The organism is Pseudomonas sp. yb_9 (assembly GCF_043103635.1).
In the GTDB taxonomy this organism is placed as follows: domain Bacteria; phylum Pseudomonadota; class Gammaproteobacteria; order Pseudomonadales; family Pseudomonadaceae; genus Aquipseudomonas; species Aquipseudomonas monteilii.
In genome coordinates this window covers 81,096-96,501 of sequence record NZ_JBICKA010000041.1, presented here as the reverse complement: position 1 = coordinate 96,501, position 15,406 = coordinate 81,096, and the positions used below count along the sequence as shown (strand labels likewise).

Genomic DNA, 15,406 nt, shown 5'->3' with positions numbered 1-15,406 from the left:
GGCTCACTCCGCCTCGGTGGCGCTGAGCACGTAGCCCTTGCCCCACACGGTGCGGATCTGCCGCTCGTCATAGCCGATGCCCTTGAGCTTGCGGCGGATCTGACTGACATGCATGTCCAGGCTGCGGTCATGCCGCGAATAGCCGCGTTGCAACACCTGCTGGTAAAGGAATGGCTTGCTCAGAACGTCATCGAGGTTACGGTTGAGGATATCGAGCAGGCGGAACTCGCTGGGCGTAAGGCCTGCCAGGCGGCCATCCAGCCGCACATCGCACAGCCCCTCGTCGAACTGCAGCTCACCGCCGCCGGCCTGCTCCTGCGGCGCCTGATGACGCCGCTCAAGGGCCACCCGACGCAGGATGGCCTCAATGCGCACCTGCAGCTCGGCCATGCTGAACGGCTTGGGCAGGTAGTCATCGGCCCCACGCTGGAAACCACTGATACGGTCGGCCTCGGCACCTAGCGCCGACATCAGGATCACCGGCGTGGCGCTGCGCTTGCGCAACTGTGCCAGCGCCTCAAGGCCATTGAGCCCGGGCAACAGGATGTCCATCAGCACCACATCGAACACCTGACGCCCTGCCGTCTCCAGGCCCTCCAGCCCATTGCGGCACCAGGTCACCTGAAAGCCGCCGCGTTGCAGCTCTTCGTGCAGGTAGGCACCGAGCACCGGATCATCCTCGATGGCGAGGATATTGGAGTTGTGAATAGCTACAGGATTCATTAGCAACTGCCATGCATTCTCAATTGCGCAATTATTGAGCATCCACCGCCTGCCAGGCAACCGCCCTGCGACCAATGCACCGGCAATGGCGCAAAACACGTACTAAAGAGGTGCAATGGTGCCGCAGGCGGAGTAACTTCGCGGCTTGGCCGTCACCACTTGATGGCATCCAGGCACATCACAGGAGGCGAGTGTGCTCGATCGCTTGGGAATCCGCAGCCGGGTCCTGCTGCTGGCACTGCTGCCGGCCGGCCTGATGGCCCTGGTGCTGGGCAGTTACTTCACCTGGCTGCAACAGAACGACCTGCGCACCCAGCTGTTGCAGCGTGGCAAGATGATTGCCGAACAACTGGCGCCACTGGCCGCCCCCGCCATGGCCCGGCTCGCGCCAGCGCAACTGGAGCGTATCGCCGCGCAAACCCTGGAACAGTCCGACGTACGGGCCGTCGCCTTCCTGGCCCCGGACCGCACACGCCTGGCCCACGCCGGCCCGAGTATGCTCAACCAGCCCCCCAGCGGTGGCACGGGCACCCAACTGCTGGAGCGCAGCGGCAATGACGCCACCCGCTACCTGATGCCCGTGTTCGGCCATCACCGAGATCTGGCCACCGATGCCATACCGGCCGAGGCCGAGCGCCTGCTGGGATGGGTCGAGATCGAGCTGTCGCACGACGGCACGCTCCTGCGCGGTTATCGCAACCTGTTCACCAGCCTGTTGCTGATCCTCGCCTGCCTGGCCCTCAGCGGCCTGCTGGCGCTGCGCATGAGCCGCACCATCAACGGCCCCATCGAGCGCATCAAGCACGCGGTCAACCAGCTCAAGGACGGCCACCTGGAAGAACGCCTGCCAACCATGGGCAGCCATGAGCTGGACGAGCTGGCACGCGGTATCAACCGCATGGCCGAAACCCTGCAGAATGCCCATGAAGAACTGCAGCACAGCATCGACCAGGCCACCGAAGACGTGCGCCAGAACCTCGAAACCATCGAGATCCAGAACATCGAGCTGGACATGGCGCGCAAGGAGGCGCTTGAGGCCAGCCGCATCAAGTCGGAGTTCCTGGCCAACATGAGCCACGAGATCCGCACCCCGCTCAATGGCATTCTGGGGTTTACCCACCTGCTGCAAAAAAGCGAAATGACGCCGCGCCAGCTGGACTACCTGAGCACCATCGAGAAATCCGCCGACAATTTGCTCGGGATCATCAACGAGATCCTCGATTTCTCCAAGATCGAGGCCGGCAAACTGGTGCTCGACAGCATCCCGTTCAACCTGCGTGACCTGGTTCAGGACACGCTGACCATCCTGGCACCGGCCGCCCACGCCAAGCAGCTGGAATTGCTTAGCCTGATCTATCGCGACACGCCCGCTTCGTTGATCGGCGACCCGCTGCGGCTCAAGCAGATCCTGACCAATCTGGTCAGCAACGCCATCAAGTTCACCCGCGAAGGCACCATCGTCGTACGCGCCATGCTCGAAGACGAGCATGAAGACAGCGCACAGCTGCGCATCAGTGTGCAGGACACCGGTATCGGCCTGTCGCCGCAGGATGTACGTACGCTGTTCCAGGCCTTCAGCCAGGCCGACAACTCGCTGGCACGCCAACCCGGCGGCACCGGCCTGGGGCTGGTGATTTCCAAACGCCTGATCGAGCAGATGGGCGGCGAAATCGGCGTCGACAGCACCCCGGGCGAAGGGTCGCAGTTCTGGATCAGCCTCAACCTGCCCAAAGCCCACGACGATGTCGAGGCGTTTGCGCTACAGCCGCTGCTGGGCCGGCGCGCCGCCATCGTCGATGGCCACGAGCTGGCCCGTCAGGCGCTGGAACACCAACTGGAAGACTGTGGCCTCAGCGTCAGCCTGTTCACCTCCTACGACCAGTTGCTGCAGGCGGTGCAAGCTGCCAGCCAGGCCGGCCAGCCGTTCGAGTTCGCCGTACTCGGGGCCAACCTGGGCAACCTGTCGCCCGAGCAACTGGGCCGCTACCACCAGCAGCTTGAGCGCTACCACTGCCAATGCGTGGTACTGTGCCCGACCACCGAGCAAGCCCTTTACCACCCGTTCCTGCCCAATGGTCATGGCCAGTTGCTGTCCAAGCCGACCTGCACCCGCAAACTGCGTCGTCTGCTGCTGGAGCTGGTGCAACCACGCCGCCCGCTGGGCGAAGCGAACAGCATCAACGGCCAGCGGCAGCCGAAAATCCTGTGCGTCGACGACAATGCCGCCAACTTGCTCTTGGTACAGACCCTGCTTGAAGACCTTGGCGCCGAGGTGCTGGCCGTAGACAACGGTTATGCCGCGGTGAAGGCCGTACAGGACGAGCCCTTCGACCTGATACTGATGGACGTGCAGATGCCCGGCATGGATGGCCGCGCCTGCACAGAGCAGATTCGGCTTTGGGAAAATACCCAAAGCGGCAACCCGCTGCCGATCGTCGCCCTTACCGCCCACGCCATGGCCAATGAAAAACGCGCATTGCTGCACAGCGGCATGGACGACTACCTGACCAAGCCTATCAGCGAACGGCAACTGGCCCAGGTGGTGATGAAATGGACGGGCCTGAGCCTGGGCACACCGCAGCAGGCGCAAACCGAGCTGTTGGCCAACAGCGACGAGCTCAAGGTACTCGACCCCGAAGAAGGCTTGCGCCTGGCGGCTGGCAAGGCGGACCTGGCAGCCGATATGCTGAGCATGCTGCTGGCTTCGCTGGAGGCAGACCGCGAAGCCATTCGTGCGGCCCGCGATGCAGACGACCGCAATGGCCTGATCGAGCAGGTACACCGCCTGAACGGCGCATCGCGCTATTGCGGTGTGCCGCAGTTGCGCGCGGCCTGCCAGCGCAGCGAGACCTTGCTCAAACAGGAAAGTCCGCAGGCACAGCAGGCGCTGGATGAGCTGGACGGTGCGATCAGCCGGCTGGCGGCGCAGGCCAGATTGAGCGCTTGACTGGATGAATTTGGCGCCTGTGAGATCGAGCGCCGCCCGCGCGGCGCATCGCGAGCTTCGCTCGCTCCTACGTTTGTTTTCGGCCAGTAACGCTTGTTACAAGCGCGCGCGACCGCCTTGTTTGTACGGCGCGATATCGAGCCATGCGCCAAAGCGTTCGCGCGCAAAATCCGCAGGAATATTTGGCCCGAAACAAACGTAGGAGCGAGCGATGCGCCGCGCGGGCGGCGCTCGATCTCACAAGCAACGCCCACCCAAGACATGCACCACAAAGGAAGCCCCCACCATGCGCGCCCTGTTGTTCAGCAGCCAGCACTACGATCAGGAAAGCTTCACCCGGGCCGCCAGTGGCAGCACCCTGGAGCTGCATTTCCAGCCTGCCCGTCTGACCCTCGACACCGCCGCCCTGGCCAGCGGCTACGAAGTTGTCTGTGCCTTCATCAACGACGAACTCGACGCCCCGGTGCTGCAGCGCTTGGCCGCCGGTGGCACACGCCTGATCGCCCTGCGTTCGGCCGGCTACAACCACGTCGACCTGGCCGAAGCCCAGCGGCTGGGCCTTGCGGTGGTTCGCGTGCCGGCCTACTCGCCACACGCCGTGGCCGAGCACGCCGTGGCGTTGATCCTGGCCCTCAACCGGCGCCTGCACCGGGCCTACAACCGTACCCGCGAAGGTGATTTCACCCTGCATGGGCTGACCGGCTTCGACCTGCACGGCAAAACCGTCGGTGTCGTCGGCACCGGCCAGATCGGCGCGGCCTTTGCCCGCATCATGGCCGGTTTCGGCTGCCAACTGCTGGCCTACGACCCCTACCCCAACCCGGAACTGCTGGCCCTGGGTGCACGCTACCTGAGCATGCCCGAGTTGCTGCGCGAAGCCCGCATCATCAGCCTGCACTGCCCGCTGACCGAGCACACTCGCCACTTGATCAATGCACAAAGCCTGGCCCACCTCCAACCCGGAGCCATGCTCATAAACACGGGCCGTGGCGCGCTGGTCGACACCCCGGCACTGATCGATGCGCTGAAAAGCGGCCAACTCGGCTACCTGGGCCTGGATGTCTACGAAGAAGAAGCCCAGTTGTTCTTCGAAGACCGCTCCGATCTGCCCCTGCAGGACGATGTGCTGGCGCGCCTGCTGACCTTCCCCAACGTGATCATCACGGCTCACCAGGCCTTCCTCACCCGTGAGGCGCTGGATGCCATCGCCGCGATCACGCTGGACAACATCAACCGCTGGGCGGCGGGCAATCCACAGAATCTGGTGATGGGTTAATGCTAGGATACGCGGCATTTCTGGAGGACCCATGGTCGAGCACGATTTCCGTTACACCCTTTTCAACCCGCAACACACCCTGATCGAGTGCCGCGCACTGGTGCCAGGCCGCTACCAGGTCACTGGCAACGGCGGCTCGATGCACAAAGGCGACACCCTGCTGGTCACCCTCAAAGGCAGCAAGGACCTGTCCATGCGCCTGACCGTGGAAAGCGTGCGTCACCTGATCAACCCGCGCGGCCAGTGGGTTGCCGTGGCCAGCGGCCCGGTGTTCAACGAGCTGGAAATCCTCACCTGGCAGGTCGAGTGCGACAGCTGCGATGCCGTGCTGGACTTCGAGTTTGCCGTGGACGCCAAGCTGGGCAAACAAGCCCGCCAACCCGCCGCCAGCGCGCGCATTGCCGAACTGGGCTGGGCCAGCCGTGGCGACAAACACCTGTGCCCGCGTTGCCAGGAGAGCGCCGAGTGAAAAATCTGCTGACCGGCGTGCTGATTGCCACCGGCCTGCTCGGCTGCGCCGCAGAACCTTCGAAGCTGCAGCAGGAACGCAGCTATGTGCTGGAATGGATTGGCGAACGCCCGCTGATCGACTACAGCCACCTCACGCTGACTCTGGCCAGCGACGGCCGCGCCTATGGCAATGGCGGTTGCAACCACTGGTTTGCGCCGTACACGCTGGACGGTGAGCACCTGAGCTTTGGCAAGGTCGGCAAGACCCGCAAGCTGTGCGCGCCAGCGTTGATGGAGCAGGAAAAGCGCTTCTTGCAGGCACTGGAAACGGTGCAGCGCTGGGATGTGTCGCCGGTGGAGCAGATGCGCTTCTGGCCAGCCCAGGGTAAACCGCTGCGGTTCTGGCCGGAGGAAGGCTGAAAACAGCTACAAGCTGCGAGCTTCAAGCCACAAGAAAAAGCAGAGTGAGCACCGATCTGCCTTTCCTTGGTGCTTGCAGCTTGCAACTCACCCCTGTTTGAGGGCCTTGATCTTGGCCTGTAGCCCTTCCAGGGTCTGCTCGCCCAACAGCTGCTCACGCACCTTGCCCTTGTCATCGATGATGTAGGTCACCGGCAGCGCCTCGCTGCGTGGCAGGTCGTAGCGCTCGGCCGGGTCCTGGGCCAGCACGGTAAAACCGATGCCCAGGGTTTCAGCGGCCTGTTTCAGGTCCTGCCCCTGCAAGCCATCGAAATTCACCCCCACCACCTTGATGCCATCGGCCGCCCACTGCTTGGCCGCCGCGTTCAGTTCAGGGATTTCGGTACGGCACGGCCCGCACCATTCAGCCCAGTAGTTGAGCACCAGCCAGTGCCCGTCGATCTGTTCGGCCTTAACCGTATTACCGTGTTGGTCCACGCCATAATCGGCACCGCAACCACCGAGCAACAGGCTCGCGGTGATGGCCAGTACTGCTGCCAGACGCCTTGCCATGGGTCAATCCTTCTCGAGTTTTAGAGCAAATGGGTCAGTCGCTGCGGTTAGAATAGCCGCCACACCCAGCTGGATGCGACCCGACATGACTGACCTGACGCTCTATCATAACCCGCGCTGCTCGAAATCCCGCGGCGCGCTTGAACTGCTCGAAGCCCGCGGCCTGGCACCAACCATTGTGCGCTACCTGGAAACCCCGCCCGACGCCGCCACCCTCAAGGCAGTGCTCGGCAAGCTGGGCATCGCCCCGCGCCAACTGCTGCGCACTGGCGAGGATGAGTACAAGGACCTGAACCTGGCCGACCCGGCGCTGACCGACGCACAACTGATCGATGCCATGGCCCGGCACCCCAAATTGATCGAGCGGCCAATCCTCGTTGCCGGTGACAAGGCCGTGGTCGGCCGTCCACCGGAAAAAGTGCTGGAGATCCTGCCGTGAGCGCGCCCTACATCCTGGTGCTCTATTACAGCCGCCACGGTTCAACCAGCGAAATGGCCCGGCACATCGCCCGTGGCATCGAACTGACCGGCATGGAGGCGCGCCTGCGCACAGTGCCTGCGATTTCTACCGAATGTGAAGCCGTTGCGCCGGAAATTCCGGCCAGTGGTGCGCTGTACGCCACCCTGGACGACTTGCGCCACTGCGCCGGCCTAGTACTCGGTAGCCCGACCCGCTTCGGCAACATGGCGGCGCCGCTGAAGTACTTCCTGGATGGCACCAGCAGCCTGTGGCTGGGGGGCGAGCTGGTCGGCAAGCCAGCGGGTGTGTTCACCTCCACCGCCAGCCTGCACGGCGGCCAGGAAACCACCCTGCTGTCGATGATGCTGCCGTTGATGCACCACGGCATGCTGGTGATGGGCCTGCCCTACAGCGAATCGGCCTTGCTGGAAACCCGTGGCGGCGGTACCCCTTATGGCGCCAGCCACCATGCCGGTGCCGACGGCAAGCGCGAACTGGACCCACACGAGATTGCCCTGTGCCGCGCCCTTGGCCAACGCCTGGCGACCACCGCCAAGGCCCTGGAGGCCGCGCGTGGCTAAAAAGCCCAAGGTGTTGCCGCCACTGGAATGGCTGGCACCGCGCCTGCGCCTGACAAGGGCGTTGAGCCTGGCGTTCTTCTTCGGTCTGATCGCTTTGCTGGTGGTGAACAACCTTTGGTTCGCCAACCTGCATGGCGCACGGGTCGAGGTGATCCTGGCGATCGAACTGGTGCCGCTGCTGTTGCTGCTGCCGGGCATGCTGACAGGCAGCGCCCGGGCACATGCCTGGACCTGCTTCGTGGTGAACATCTATTTCATCAAGGGCGTGCTGGCGGCGTTCGACCCGGCGCGGGCGGTGTTCGGCTGGGTTGAAGTGCTGGTGAGCCTGGGGTTGTTCATTGCCGGGCTGCTGTATGTGCGCTGGAAGTTCCAGCATGAGCGGCGCCTGGCGGGCGAAGGTAATTAACATCTGGGGCCGCTTTGCGGCCCCAAAATCTCAATGGTTGACGGTATGCGCCAGCATCACCGACAACTGGCACAGCGGCCGTCCGCTCTCTTCGTGCCACTGATTGAAGGCTTGCTGCACCAGGGCCAGGTCACGTTGACTGGTCGGTTGCTTGTCGATCACTTTCTGCGCAATCAGCGCCGCCGCCATGTCATCGGTAGGGATGAAGGTATCCTTGCCGACCATGCGCAGGAAGCGCGGCGCCGACAACCCGCCCAACTGATTGCCATGCTTGGCCAGGTACTTCCATAACCCGACAATGTCGGTCACCGGCCAATCGGCGATGAACTCACCAAAGCTGCCGTTTTCTTTGGCGATATCAAGCACCATCTGCGCATTGCGCGGCACGCTCTTGAGCTTGCCCATATGACGGATGATGCGCTCATCCTGCATCAGCCGCTCCAGGTGCTCGGCGCCCATCAGCACCACCTTCTCCGGGTCGAAACCGAAGAACACCTGCTCGAACGCCGGCCACTTGGCGTCCACCAGGCTGTGCTTGAGCCCGGCGCGGAACACACGCAAGGCCAGGGTCGACAGGTAGCGGTCATCACTGATGCCCCGCAGCTGCGCCGGCGTGCGCGGCTGCGGCAGGAATGCCTCCAGCGCCTGGGCCGAGCCAAAGCGGTTCAGGCAGTACTCATGCAGCCACTGGTAATCGCGCATAGGTCAGATGTTCACAACGTCGAGGAAGCGCGGGGTAGCGTTTTCGTCGATCTTCAGGCTGGTGAAATCGAACAGGTTGCGGTCGGCCAGTTGCGACGGTGCCACGTTCTGCAGGGCGCGGAAAATGCTCTCGGTACGGCCCGGGTGCTTGCGCTCCCAGTCCAGCAGCATGTCCTTGACCACCTGGCGCTGCAGGTTTTCCTGCGAGCCGCACAGGTTGCACGGGATGATCGGGAATTCCTTCATGTCCGAGTAAGCCTGGATGTCCTTCTCGCTGCAGTAGGCCAACGGGCGGATCACCACGTTGCGGCCATCATCGGCGCGCAGCTTCGGCGGCATGCCCTTGAGCGCACCGTTGAAGAACATGTTGAGGAAGAAGGTTTCGACGATATCGTCGCGGTGGTGTCCTAGGGCCATCTTGGTCGCACCGATTTCATCGGCGAAGGTGTACAGGGTGCCACGGCGCAAGCGCGAGCACAGCGAGCAGGTGGTCTTGCCCTCGGGTACCAGCTCCTTGACCACCGAGTAGGTGTCCTTCTCGACGATGTGGTACTCGACGCCCAGCTCCTTGAGGTAGGCTGGCAGCACGTGTTCGGGGAAGCCAGGCTGCTTCTGGTCCATGTTCACCGCAACGATCTCGAACGTGATCGGTGCCACCTTCTGCAGGTGCAACAGAACGTCGAGCATGGTGTAGCTGTCCTTGCCGCCAGACAGGCAGACCATGACCTTGTCGCCATCCTCGATCATGTTGTAGTCGGTGATGGCTTCGCCGGCGAGACGACGCAGGCGTTTTTGCAGTTTGTTCTGGTTGACCGAGAGGGTGCCCATAGCGCTTGAATCCGCGAGGTGTGACAAAAGGCGGCTATTTTACGCACAAACGCGGCGCCGCTGTAGGCATTCCGATAAAGACTTCGTTGTAATCAACAGTACGCCTGACAGCGCAATTTGCTCTAAAAAGCACGGTTTATGCCGGCAACAGCTTCCTATACTGCGACATAAGGCCACATTACCGCTTGCATCGGTGTTCGGGCCTCGGGCCGCTTGCGCTCCATCTGGGGGGCGTTTGGCAACATTGAGAGGAGTGACGGCATGATTCATCACGTTGTGGGGCTATTTACCCATCCCGACCAGGAATGGCGGGAAATCCGTGGCGAAGAAGAAACCATCAGCCACATGTACCTGACGCACACCCTTATCCTGGCGGCGATTCCCGCCGTTTCGGCGTTCATCGGCACCACCCAGGTCGGCTGGGTGATCGGCGACCGGCCAGCCGTGATGCTGACCATGGAAAGCGCCATCTGGATGAGCATCATGTCGTACCTGGCAATGCTCGCCGGGGTGGCGGTAATGGGTGCATTCATCCACTGGATGGCCCGCACCTACGATGCCAACCCGTCCATGGCGCAGTGCATCGCCTTTGCCACCTACACCGCCACCCCTTTGTTCATCGGCGGCCTGGCAGCGCTCTACCCGCACTTGTGGCTGGGCATGCTGATCGGCACGGCCGCCATCTGCTACACGGTGTACCTGCTGTATGTCGGCTTACCGACGTTCATGAACATACCCTCCGACGAAGGCTTCCTGTTCTCAAGCTCCGTGCTGGCGGTGGGCCTTGTGGTACTGGTGGCGATCATGGCCGCCACGGTGATTATATGGGGATTGGGCGTGGGGCCCGTCTACACCAACTAGAACAGATTCAACCAACACTGGGGCATCAACCAGGGGCCGCCGCAAGGCGGCCTCTGGCTGTGCGCTGACCGGTGGCTCGGCACCCCCGCTGCAGTTGCGGCATAATGCCCGGTCAGGAGAACCACCCCGCCATGCCCGAGCTGCTCAGACAACGCGTCGAAACCTGTTACCAGCAAGCCGAAACCTTCTTCAAACGCCCCTTCCCGCGCCCGGAAGTCAGCTTCAAGCTGCGCGGGCAAAAAGCCGGGGTTGCCCACCTGCACGAGAACCTGCTGCGTTTCAACCTGCAGCTCTACCGCGAAAACCAAGAAGACTTCCTGCGCCAGACCGTGGCCCATGAAGTGGCACACCTGGTGGCCCACCAGCTGTTCGGCGACCGCATCCAGGCCCATGGCGAGGAGTGGCAGCTGATCATGCGCGGGGTGTACGAGCTGCCGCCCAACCGGTGCCACAACTACGAAGTGCAACGGCGCGCGGTCACCCGCTACATTTACCGTTGCCCGTGCCCGCAGGGTGACTTCCCGTTTACGGCGCAGCGGCACAAGCTGGTGCGCCAGGGGCGGCGGTACCTGTGCAAGCGGTGCCGGGGGATATTGGTGTACAGCGGCGAGACGCGCGTCGAATAGATTGTGTGTTTTCTGTACCGGCCCTTTCGCGGGCTTGCCCGCGAAAGGGCCGGTACAGCGATACAAAGCCTCCAGGCATAAGAAAGGCGACCCGAGGGTCGCCTTCTTGTACCAGCCTGCGCCTTACTTCTCGACGAAGGCACGCTCGATCAGGTAGTCACCCGGCTCACGCATGCGCGGGGAGATCTTCAGGCCGAAGCTGTCCAGCACTTCGCTGGTCTCGTCGAGCATGCTCGGGCTGCCGCAGATCATCGCACGGTCATCCTGCGGGTTGATCGGTGGCAGGCCGATATCGCTGAACAGCTTGCCGCTGCGCATCAGGTCGGTCAGGCGGCCCTGGTTCTCGAACGGCTCGCGGGTCACGGTCGGGTAGTAAATCAGCTTGTCGCGAACCGACTCACCGAAGAACTCGTTCTGCGGCAGGTGCTCGGTGATGAACTCGCGGTAGGCCACTTCGTTCACGTAACGCACGCCGTGCACCAGGATCACTTTTTCGAAGCGCTCGTAGGTTTCCGGGTCCTGGATGACGCTCATGAACGGCGCCAGGCCAGTACCGGTGCTCAGCAGGTACAGGTGCTTGCCCGGGTTCAGGTCATCGAGTACCAGGGTGCCGGTAGGCTTCTTGCTGATGATGATCTCATCGCCTTCCTTCAGGTGCTGCAGCTGCGAGGTCAGCGGGCCGTCCGGCACCTTGATGCTGAAGAACTCCAGGTGCTCTTCCCAGTTCGGCGAAGCGATGGAATAGGCACGCATGAGCGGACGGCCGCTTTCCTGCTGCAGGCCGATCATCACGAACTGACCGTTCTCGAAGCGCAGGCCCGGGTCGCGGGTGCACTTGAAGCTGAACAGGGTGTCGTTCCAGTGGTGCACACTGAGGACACGTTCGTGGTTCATGTTGCTCATCGATGGGGCTCCTGAAGAAAAACGCGGCGCGCAAAACGCGCAGTTGCGCGATAGTTTAGGGGCAGCGACAATATCTGTTAACTGGATTATCAAGATATGTGTTATCGGTTATATCGATATGCGATTCACACTTCGTCAACTGCAGGTCTTCGTCGCCGTCGCCCAGCATCAAAGCGTCTCTCGGGCCGCTAGCCTGCTGGCGTTGTCGCAGTCGGCCGCCAGCACTTCAATTACCGAACTGGAGCGGCAATCGAGCTGCCAGCTGTTCGACCGTGCCGGCAAGCGACTGGCCCTCAACGCCTTGGGCCATCAGCTGCTACCGCAGGCGGTGGCCCTGCTCGACCAGGCCAAGGAAATCGAAGACCTGCTCAATGGCAAGTCCGGTTTCGGCTCGCTGGCGGTCGGCGCCACACTGACCATCGGCAACTACCTGGCCACCCTGCTGATCGGCAGCTTCATGCAGACCCACCCGGAAAGCCAAGTGAAGCTGCATGTACAGAACACTGCGCATATCGTGCAACAGGTGGCGCACTACGAAATTGATCTGGGTCTAATCGAAGGTGACTGCAACCACCCGGACCTGGAAGTGCAGCCCTGGGTGGAGGACGAACTGGTGGTGTTCTGCGCGCCGCAGCATCCGCTGGCCACGCTGGGCCGCGCCGATATCGAAAGCTTGTCGCAAGAAGCGTGGATACTGCGCGAGCAAGGCTCAGGCACGCGCCTGACCTTCGACCAGGCCATGCGCCATCACCGCGCCAACCTCAATATCCGCCTGGAGCTGGAACACACAGAAGCCATCAAACGCGCCGTCGAGTCGGGCCTGGGCATTGGCTGCATTTCACGCCTGGCGCTGCGGGATGCTTTCCGCCGAGGCAGCCTGGTAGCGGTCGAAACCCCCGAGCTGGATCTGATGCGCCAGTTCTACTTCATCTGGCACAAACAAAAATACCAGACCTCGGCCATGCGTGAGTTTCTGGAACTTTGCCGCAGCTTCACCGCGGGCTTTACCCGCAGTGATGAAATCGTGCTGCCGCCAATCGCTTAAAGCAGGATCACACCCCACACCAGCGCGACCATGGTCAGCGCCACCAGCTGTGCGGCGCTGCCCATGTCCTTGGCGTTTTTCGACAGGGGGTGACGCTCCAGCGAGATGCGGTCGATGGCCGCTTCCACTGCCGAGTTGAACAGCTCGACGATCAAGCCCAACAGGCACACCGCGATCATGATCGCCCGTTCCGCACGGCTGACCGGCAGCCAGAAGGCGATCGGGATCAGCAGCACGTTGAGCAGTACCAGCTGGCGGAACGCAGCCTCCCCCTTGAAGGCGGCGCGCAGGCCGTCCAGTGAGTAGCCGGCGGCGTTGAAGATGCGTTTGAGGCCGGTCTGGCCCTTGAATGGCGATGTCATGTGAGTCACTTCACAACGGAAAGGCCAGCAGACTAGACCGGCACGGGTCAAAAAAGCGTGAAGCCACGCGCAGTCAGTTGCTGGCAACCGATTCAAGTTGTTGCAGCAGCAGCGCAGCCTGTGTGCGGGTGCGCACGCCCAGCTTGCGGAAGATCGCGGTCACGTGGGCCTTGATGGTTGCTTCCGACACGTTCAGCTCATAGGCGATCTGCTTGTTCAACAAGCCTTCGCAGACCATGGTCAGTACGCGGAACTGCTGCGGCGTAAGGCTGGCCAGGCCTTCGCTGGCGGCTTTGGCCTCAGCCGACACATCCACCTTTTCGAACGCCTGCGGCGGCCACCAAACCTCGCCATCGAGCACCTTGCGCACGGCATCCTGGATGACTTCCAGGGTGCTGGACTTGGGAATGAAGCCACTGGCGCCGAACTCGCGGGACTTGACCACCACGGCAGCCTCTTCCTGCGCCGATACCATCACCACGGGAATCTGCGGGTATTGCCCGCGCAACAGCACCAGCCCGGAAAAACCGTAAGCACCCGGCATGTTCAAGTCCAGCAGCACCAGGTCCCAGTCGGCTTTTTCGCTCAGACGGGTTTCCAGTTCGGCAATGCTCGCGACTTCGACCAGGCGTACATCCGGGCCCAGGCCGAGGGTAACGGCCTGGCGCAGAGCGCCACGGAACAGTGGGTGGTCATCGGCAATCAGGATTTCGTAAGTGGCCATCGATCTAAGGATCCTGTTCTGTGCCAGGCGCTCGAGGGTAAGGGAAGCGTCCGGCGGGGAATCGGCGCCAAGGATGCCGAGCACGGTCAAGGGTGGTCAAGCCGATCGCCCTGCCGTCTCGCCCACCCTGGCTGCCAGCCCCGTCATTATGAACCAAAGCAGGGGTTATGCCCCTTGGACTATAGGAAGGTATGCAACCGCTGGTGGGTGTCGTCCTGATCATCCAGCGGCAGGCGCCGCTTGCCGCTCAGGTAATGCAGGCTGAACACATCCAGGTAGGCATCCAGTGCCTGCGAGGCCTGGCTGTCGCCGGCCAGGTCCAGGCACATGGCGGCCACCTCTGCCGTGCAGAAGTGATCGTCACGCTTGGAACGCCGCAGGCGGTAACGCGACATCTGCTCGGCCTGCAGGCTCAACACCGGGAAGCGGTCCAGGTACGGGCTTTTGCGGAACATCTTGCGCGCCTCGGTCCAGGTGGCATCCAGCAGGATGAACAACGGGCGCTTGCCCGGCTCGCGCACCACCTCGCTGACCACCCGCTGCTCAGCCACGAACTCGCCCGGGAAGACGATATAGGGCTGCCAGCGTGGGTCGTCGAGCAGGGCCAGCAAACGCTCGTCCACCGAGGTGCGCAGCCAGCCGAAAGCGGAGGTGTCTTCGATCAGGTCGGCAATCAGCCAGCCGGTGTTGGTAGGCTTCAACGGCTCGGTGTCATGCATCAGCAGGCACACGCCGGAGTCAGCCTGTACACGGGGTTTCCAGGCACACAGGCAATGGGTGGCAATCACCCGGCAATCCGGGCAACGCTCTGCACGCGAACCACGGGCGATGAATGGCTTGTTGCTGCGGGCCAGGCGTTCGGCGCGCAGGCGCGCTACCGCATGGCTCATGCCGGCAGGCCTCTGGTCGATTTGGAAATGGGCACAAGGATGGCTCGGAGAACACAAGGGCGCCAGTCTACCAGAACAGGGGGCAATTGCTGTGCAGGCTGCAAGGCGGTCTTTATAATCGGGCCTTTACCGTGCCCGGATCTTGCCTTGCGCGATCTCACGGAACACCGTCGACCCGCGCATGTCAAAGCGCCAGTCATCGAACCAGGAGAGATTCATGCTGCGCCTTATCGCCCCCGCCCTGACCCTGTTGCTTGCCCTGCCGTTGGCAGCACAGGCGGCATCCAAGCAGGACTACGACCTTAACAAGATGCTGCAGAAGGTTGCCAAAGAAAGCAGCATCGGCACCCCGCGCGCCATCAACGAGGACATCCTCGACCAGGGTTACACCGTAGAGGGCAAGGCGCTGGTCAACCACCTGAGCGTGCGCCAGAGCCACGCCGAACGCATGCAGGCCAACCCCGAGCAGGTACGCAGCCAGCTGGGCGACAGCGTTTGCCGCAACAGCGGGTTCCGTAACCTGATGTCCAAGGGTGCGGTCATGGTCTACCGTTTCACGGTCTACAAGACCAACCAGCCAATCATGGATCAAGCCTTCGACAGTGCCAGCTGCGTGGCCGGCAACAAGAAGAAGTAACCGCCGCGCATCA

At 62.6% G+C, this 15,406-nt stretch carries 19 protein-coding genes; 11 read left to right on the top strand and 8 right to left on the bottom strand.

Going from position 1 to position 15,406, the window contains the following annotated elements:
• Positions 1 to 3: 3 nt before the first annotated feature.
• On the bottom strand, positions 4 to 723 hold the full coding sequence (locus ACF8MI_RS10140; RefSeq protein ID WP_060501868.1) for a response regulator transcription factor: 720 nt from the start codon (positions 721 to 723) through the stop codon (positions 4 to 6).
• 193 nt (positions 724 to 916) lie between these two features.
• Between ACF8MI_RS10140 and ACF8MI_RS10135 the strand changes: the two genes are divergently transcribed.
• The 4 genes from ACF8MI_RS10135 to ACF8MI_RS10120 all read left to right on the top strand — a co-directional run bounded on the left by ACF8MI_RS10135 (position 917) and on the right by ACF8MI_RS10120 (position 5,816).
• Complete coding sequence (locus ACF8MI_RS10135; RefSeq protein WP_104834111.1) at positions 917 to 3,670, top strand: response regulator; 2,754 nt, start codon at positions 917 to 919, stop codon at positions 3,668 to 3,670.
• A 286-nt stretch (positions 3,671 to 3,956) separates the two neighbouring features.
• Complete coding sequence (locus ACF8MI_RS10130) at positions 3,957 to 4,946, top strand: 2-hydroxyacid dehydrogenase (protein ID WP_060501872.1); 990 nt, start codon at positions 3,957 to 3,959, stop codon at positions 4,944 to 4,946.
• 31 nt (positions 4,947 to 4,977) lie between these two features.
• Positions 4,978 to 5,415, top strand: coding sequence for a hypothetical protein (locus tag ACF8MI_RS10125; protein ID WP_060501873.1), 438 nt, complete (start codon positions 4,978 to 4,980; stop codon positions 5,413 to 5,415).
• The gene (locus ACF8MI_RS10120; RefSeq protein WP_016715450.1) at positions 5,412 to 5,816 is read left to right on the top strand and encodes an META domain-containing protein; all 405 of its coding nucleotides are present in this window, start codon (positions 5,412 to 5,414) and stop codon (positions 5,814 to 5,816) included. Before ACF8MI_RS10125 ends, ACF8MI_RS10120 begins: the two co-directional genes overlap by 4 nt.
• A gap of 87 nt (positions 5,817 to 5,903) precedes the next feature.
• Here the strand turns inward: ACF8MI_RS10120 and ACF8MI_RS10115 are convergent, their stop codons facing one another.
• Positions 5,904 to 6,368, bottom strand: a complete 465-nt coding sequence (locus ACF8MI_RS10115) for a TlpA disulfide reductase family protein (protein ID WP_060501875.1) — start codon at positions 6,366 to 6,368, stop codon at positions 5,904 to 5,906.
• Between the two features lie 85 nt (positions 6,369 to 6,453).
• On the opposite strand from ACF8MI_RS10115, the gene arsC reads away from it, so the two are divergent.
• The 3 genes from arsC to ACF8MI_RS10100 are packed head-to-tail and all read left to right on the top strand — an operon-like array spanning position 6,454 to position 7,815.
• Positions 6,454 to 6,807: an arsenate reductase (glutaredoxin) gene (arsC, locus tag ACF8MI_RS10110; RefSeq protein ID WP_060501877.1), complete on the top strand. Its 354-nt coding sequence runs from the start codon at positions 6,454 to 6,456 to the stop codon at positions 6,805 to 6,807.
• Positions 6,804 to 7,409 (top strand): NAD(P)H:quinone oxidoreductase, encoded by a 606-nt coding sequence (gene wrbA / locus ACF8MI_RS10105; RefSeq protein WP_200928743.1) that lies wholly within the window; start codon positions 6,804 to 6,806, stop codon positions 7,407 to 7,409. Before arsC ends, wrbA begins: the two co-directional genes overlap by 4 nt.
• Positions 7,402 to 7,815 carry a DUF2069 domain-containing protein gene (locus tag ACF8MI_RS10100; RefSeq protein ID WP_016715447.1) on the top strand — a complete coding sequence of 138 codons (414 nt, stop codon included), beginning with the start codon at positions 7,402 to 7,404 and terminating at the stop codon, positions 7,813 to 7,815. The genes wrbA and ACF8MI_RS10100 overlap by 8 nt, the downstream gene beginning before the upstream one ends.
• A 30-nt stretch (positions 7,816 to 7,845) precedes the next feature.
• Here the strand turns inward: ACF8MI_RS10100 and ACF8MI_RS10095 are convergent, their stop codons facing one another.
• Together ACF8MI_RS10095 and ttcA are read right to left on the bottom strand one after the other, a co-directional pair.
• Positions 7,846 to 8,517 (bottom strand): DNA-3-methyladenine glycosylase I, encoded by a 672-nt coding sequence (locus ACF8MI_RS10095; RefSeq protein ID WP_200928744.1) that lies wholly within the window; start codon positions 8,515 to 8,517, stop codon positions 7,846 to 7,848.
• Positions 8,518 to 8,520: 3 nt separating this feature from the next.
• Positions 8,521 to 9,345, bottom strand: a complete 825-nt coding sequence (ttcA, locus tag ACF8MI_RS10090) for a tRNA 2-thiocytidine(32) synthetase TtcA (protein ID WP_060501884.1) — start codon at positions 9,343 to 9,345, stop codon at positions 8,521 to 8,523.
• Between the two features lie 261 nt (positions 9,346 to 9,606).
• Here ttcA and ACF8MI_RS10085 point away from each other — a divergent pair, with 261 nt between their 5' ends.
• Together ACF8MI_RS10085 and ACF8MI_RS10080 are read left to right on the top strand one after the other, a co-directional pair.
• Positions 9,607 to 10,206, top strand: coding sequence for a Yip1 family protein (locus ACF8MI_RS10085; RefSeq protein ID WP_003252385.1), 600 nt, complete (start codon positions 9,607 to 9,609; stop codon positions 10,204 to 10,206).
• Positions 10,207 to 10,337: 131 nt separating this feature from the next.
• Entirely contained in the window at positions 10,338 to 10,832 is a 495-nt protein-coding gene (locus ACF8MI_RS10080; protein WP_060501886.1) for a SprT family zinc-dependent metalloprotease, read from the top strand.
• Between the two features lie 123 nt (positions 10,833 to 10,955).
• On the opposite strand, the gene fpr is transcribed toward ACF8MI_RS10080, so the two are convergent.
• Positions 10,956 to 11,735, bottom strand: a complete 780-nt coding sequence (gene fpr, locus ACF8MI_RS10075) for a ferredoxin-NADP reductase (RefSeq protein ID WP_004375483.1) — start codon at positions 11,733 to 11,735, stop codon at positions 10,956 to 10,958.
• 118 nt (positions 11,736 to 11,853) lie between these two features.
• On the opposite strand from fpr, the gene finR reads away from it, so the two are divergent.
• Positions 11,854 to 12,780, top strand: coding sequence for a LysR family transcriptional regulator FinR (gene finR, locus ACF8MI_RS10070; protein WP_016715443.1), 927 nt, complete (start codon positions 11,854 to 11,856; stop codon positions 12,778 to 12,780).
• On the opposite strand, the gene ACF8MI_RS10065 is transcribed toward finR, so the two are convergent.
• The 3 genes from ACF8MI_RS10065 to ACF8MI_RS10055 form a co-directional block, all read right to left on the bottom strand.
• Positions 12,777 to 13,142 carry a diacylglycerol kinase gene (locus ACF8MI_RS10065; RefSeq protein ID WP_010952700.1) on the bottom strand — a complete coding sequence of 122 codons (366 nt, stop codon included), beginning with the start codon at positions 13,140 to 13,142 and terminating at the stop codon, positions 12,777 to 12,779. The two genes, finR and ACF8MI_RS10065, sit on opposite strands and share 4 nt — an antisense overlap.
• A 73-nt stretch (positions 13,143 to 13,215) precedes the next feature.
• Positions 13,216 to 13,866 (bottom strand): response regulator transcription factor ErdR, encoded by a 651-nt coding sequence (gene erdR, locus ACF8MI_RS10060; protein ID WP_016715442.1) that lies wholly within the window; start codon positions 13,864 to 13,866, stop codon positions 13,216 to 13,218.
• Positions 13,867 to 14,045: 179 nt separating this feature from the next.
• The gene (locus ACF8MI_RS10055; protein WP_060501888.1) at positions 14,046 to 14,756 is read right to left on the bottom strand and encodes a tRNA-uridine aminocarboxypropyltransferase; all 711 of its coding nucleotides are present in this window, start codon (positions 14,754 to 14,756) and stop codon (positions 14,046 to 14,048) included.
• A 217-nt stretch (positions 14,757 to 14,973) separates the two neighbouring features.
• On the opposite strand from ACF8MI_RS10055, the gene ACF8MI_RS10050 reads away from it, so the two are divergent.
• Positions 14,974 to 15,393: a quorum-sensing-regulated virulence factor family protein gene (locus tag ACF8MI_RS10050; protein ID WP_104834109.1), complete on the top strand. Its 420-nt coding sequence runs from the start codon at positions 14,974 to 14,976 to the stop codon at positions 15,391 to 15,393.
• Positions 15,394 to 15,406: the final 13 nt, after the last annotated feature.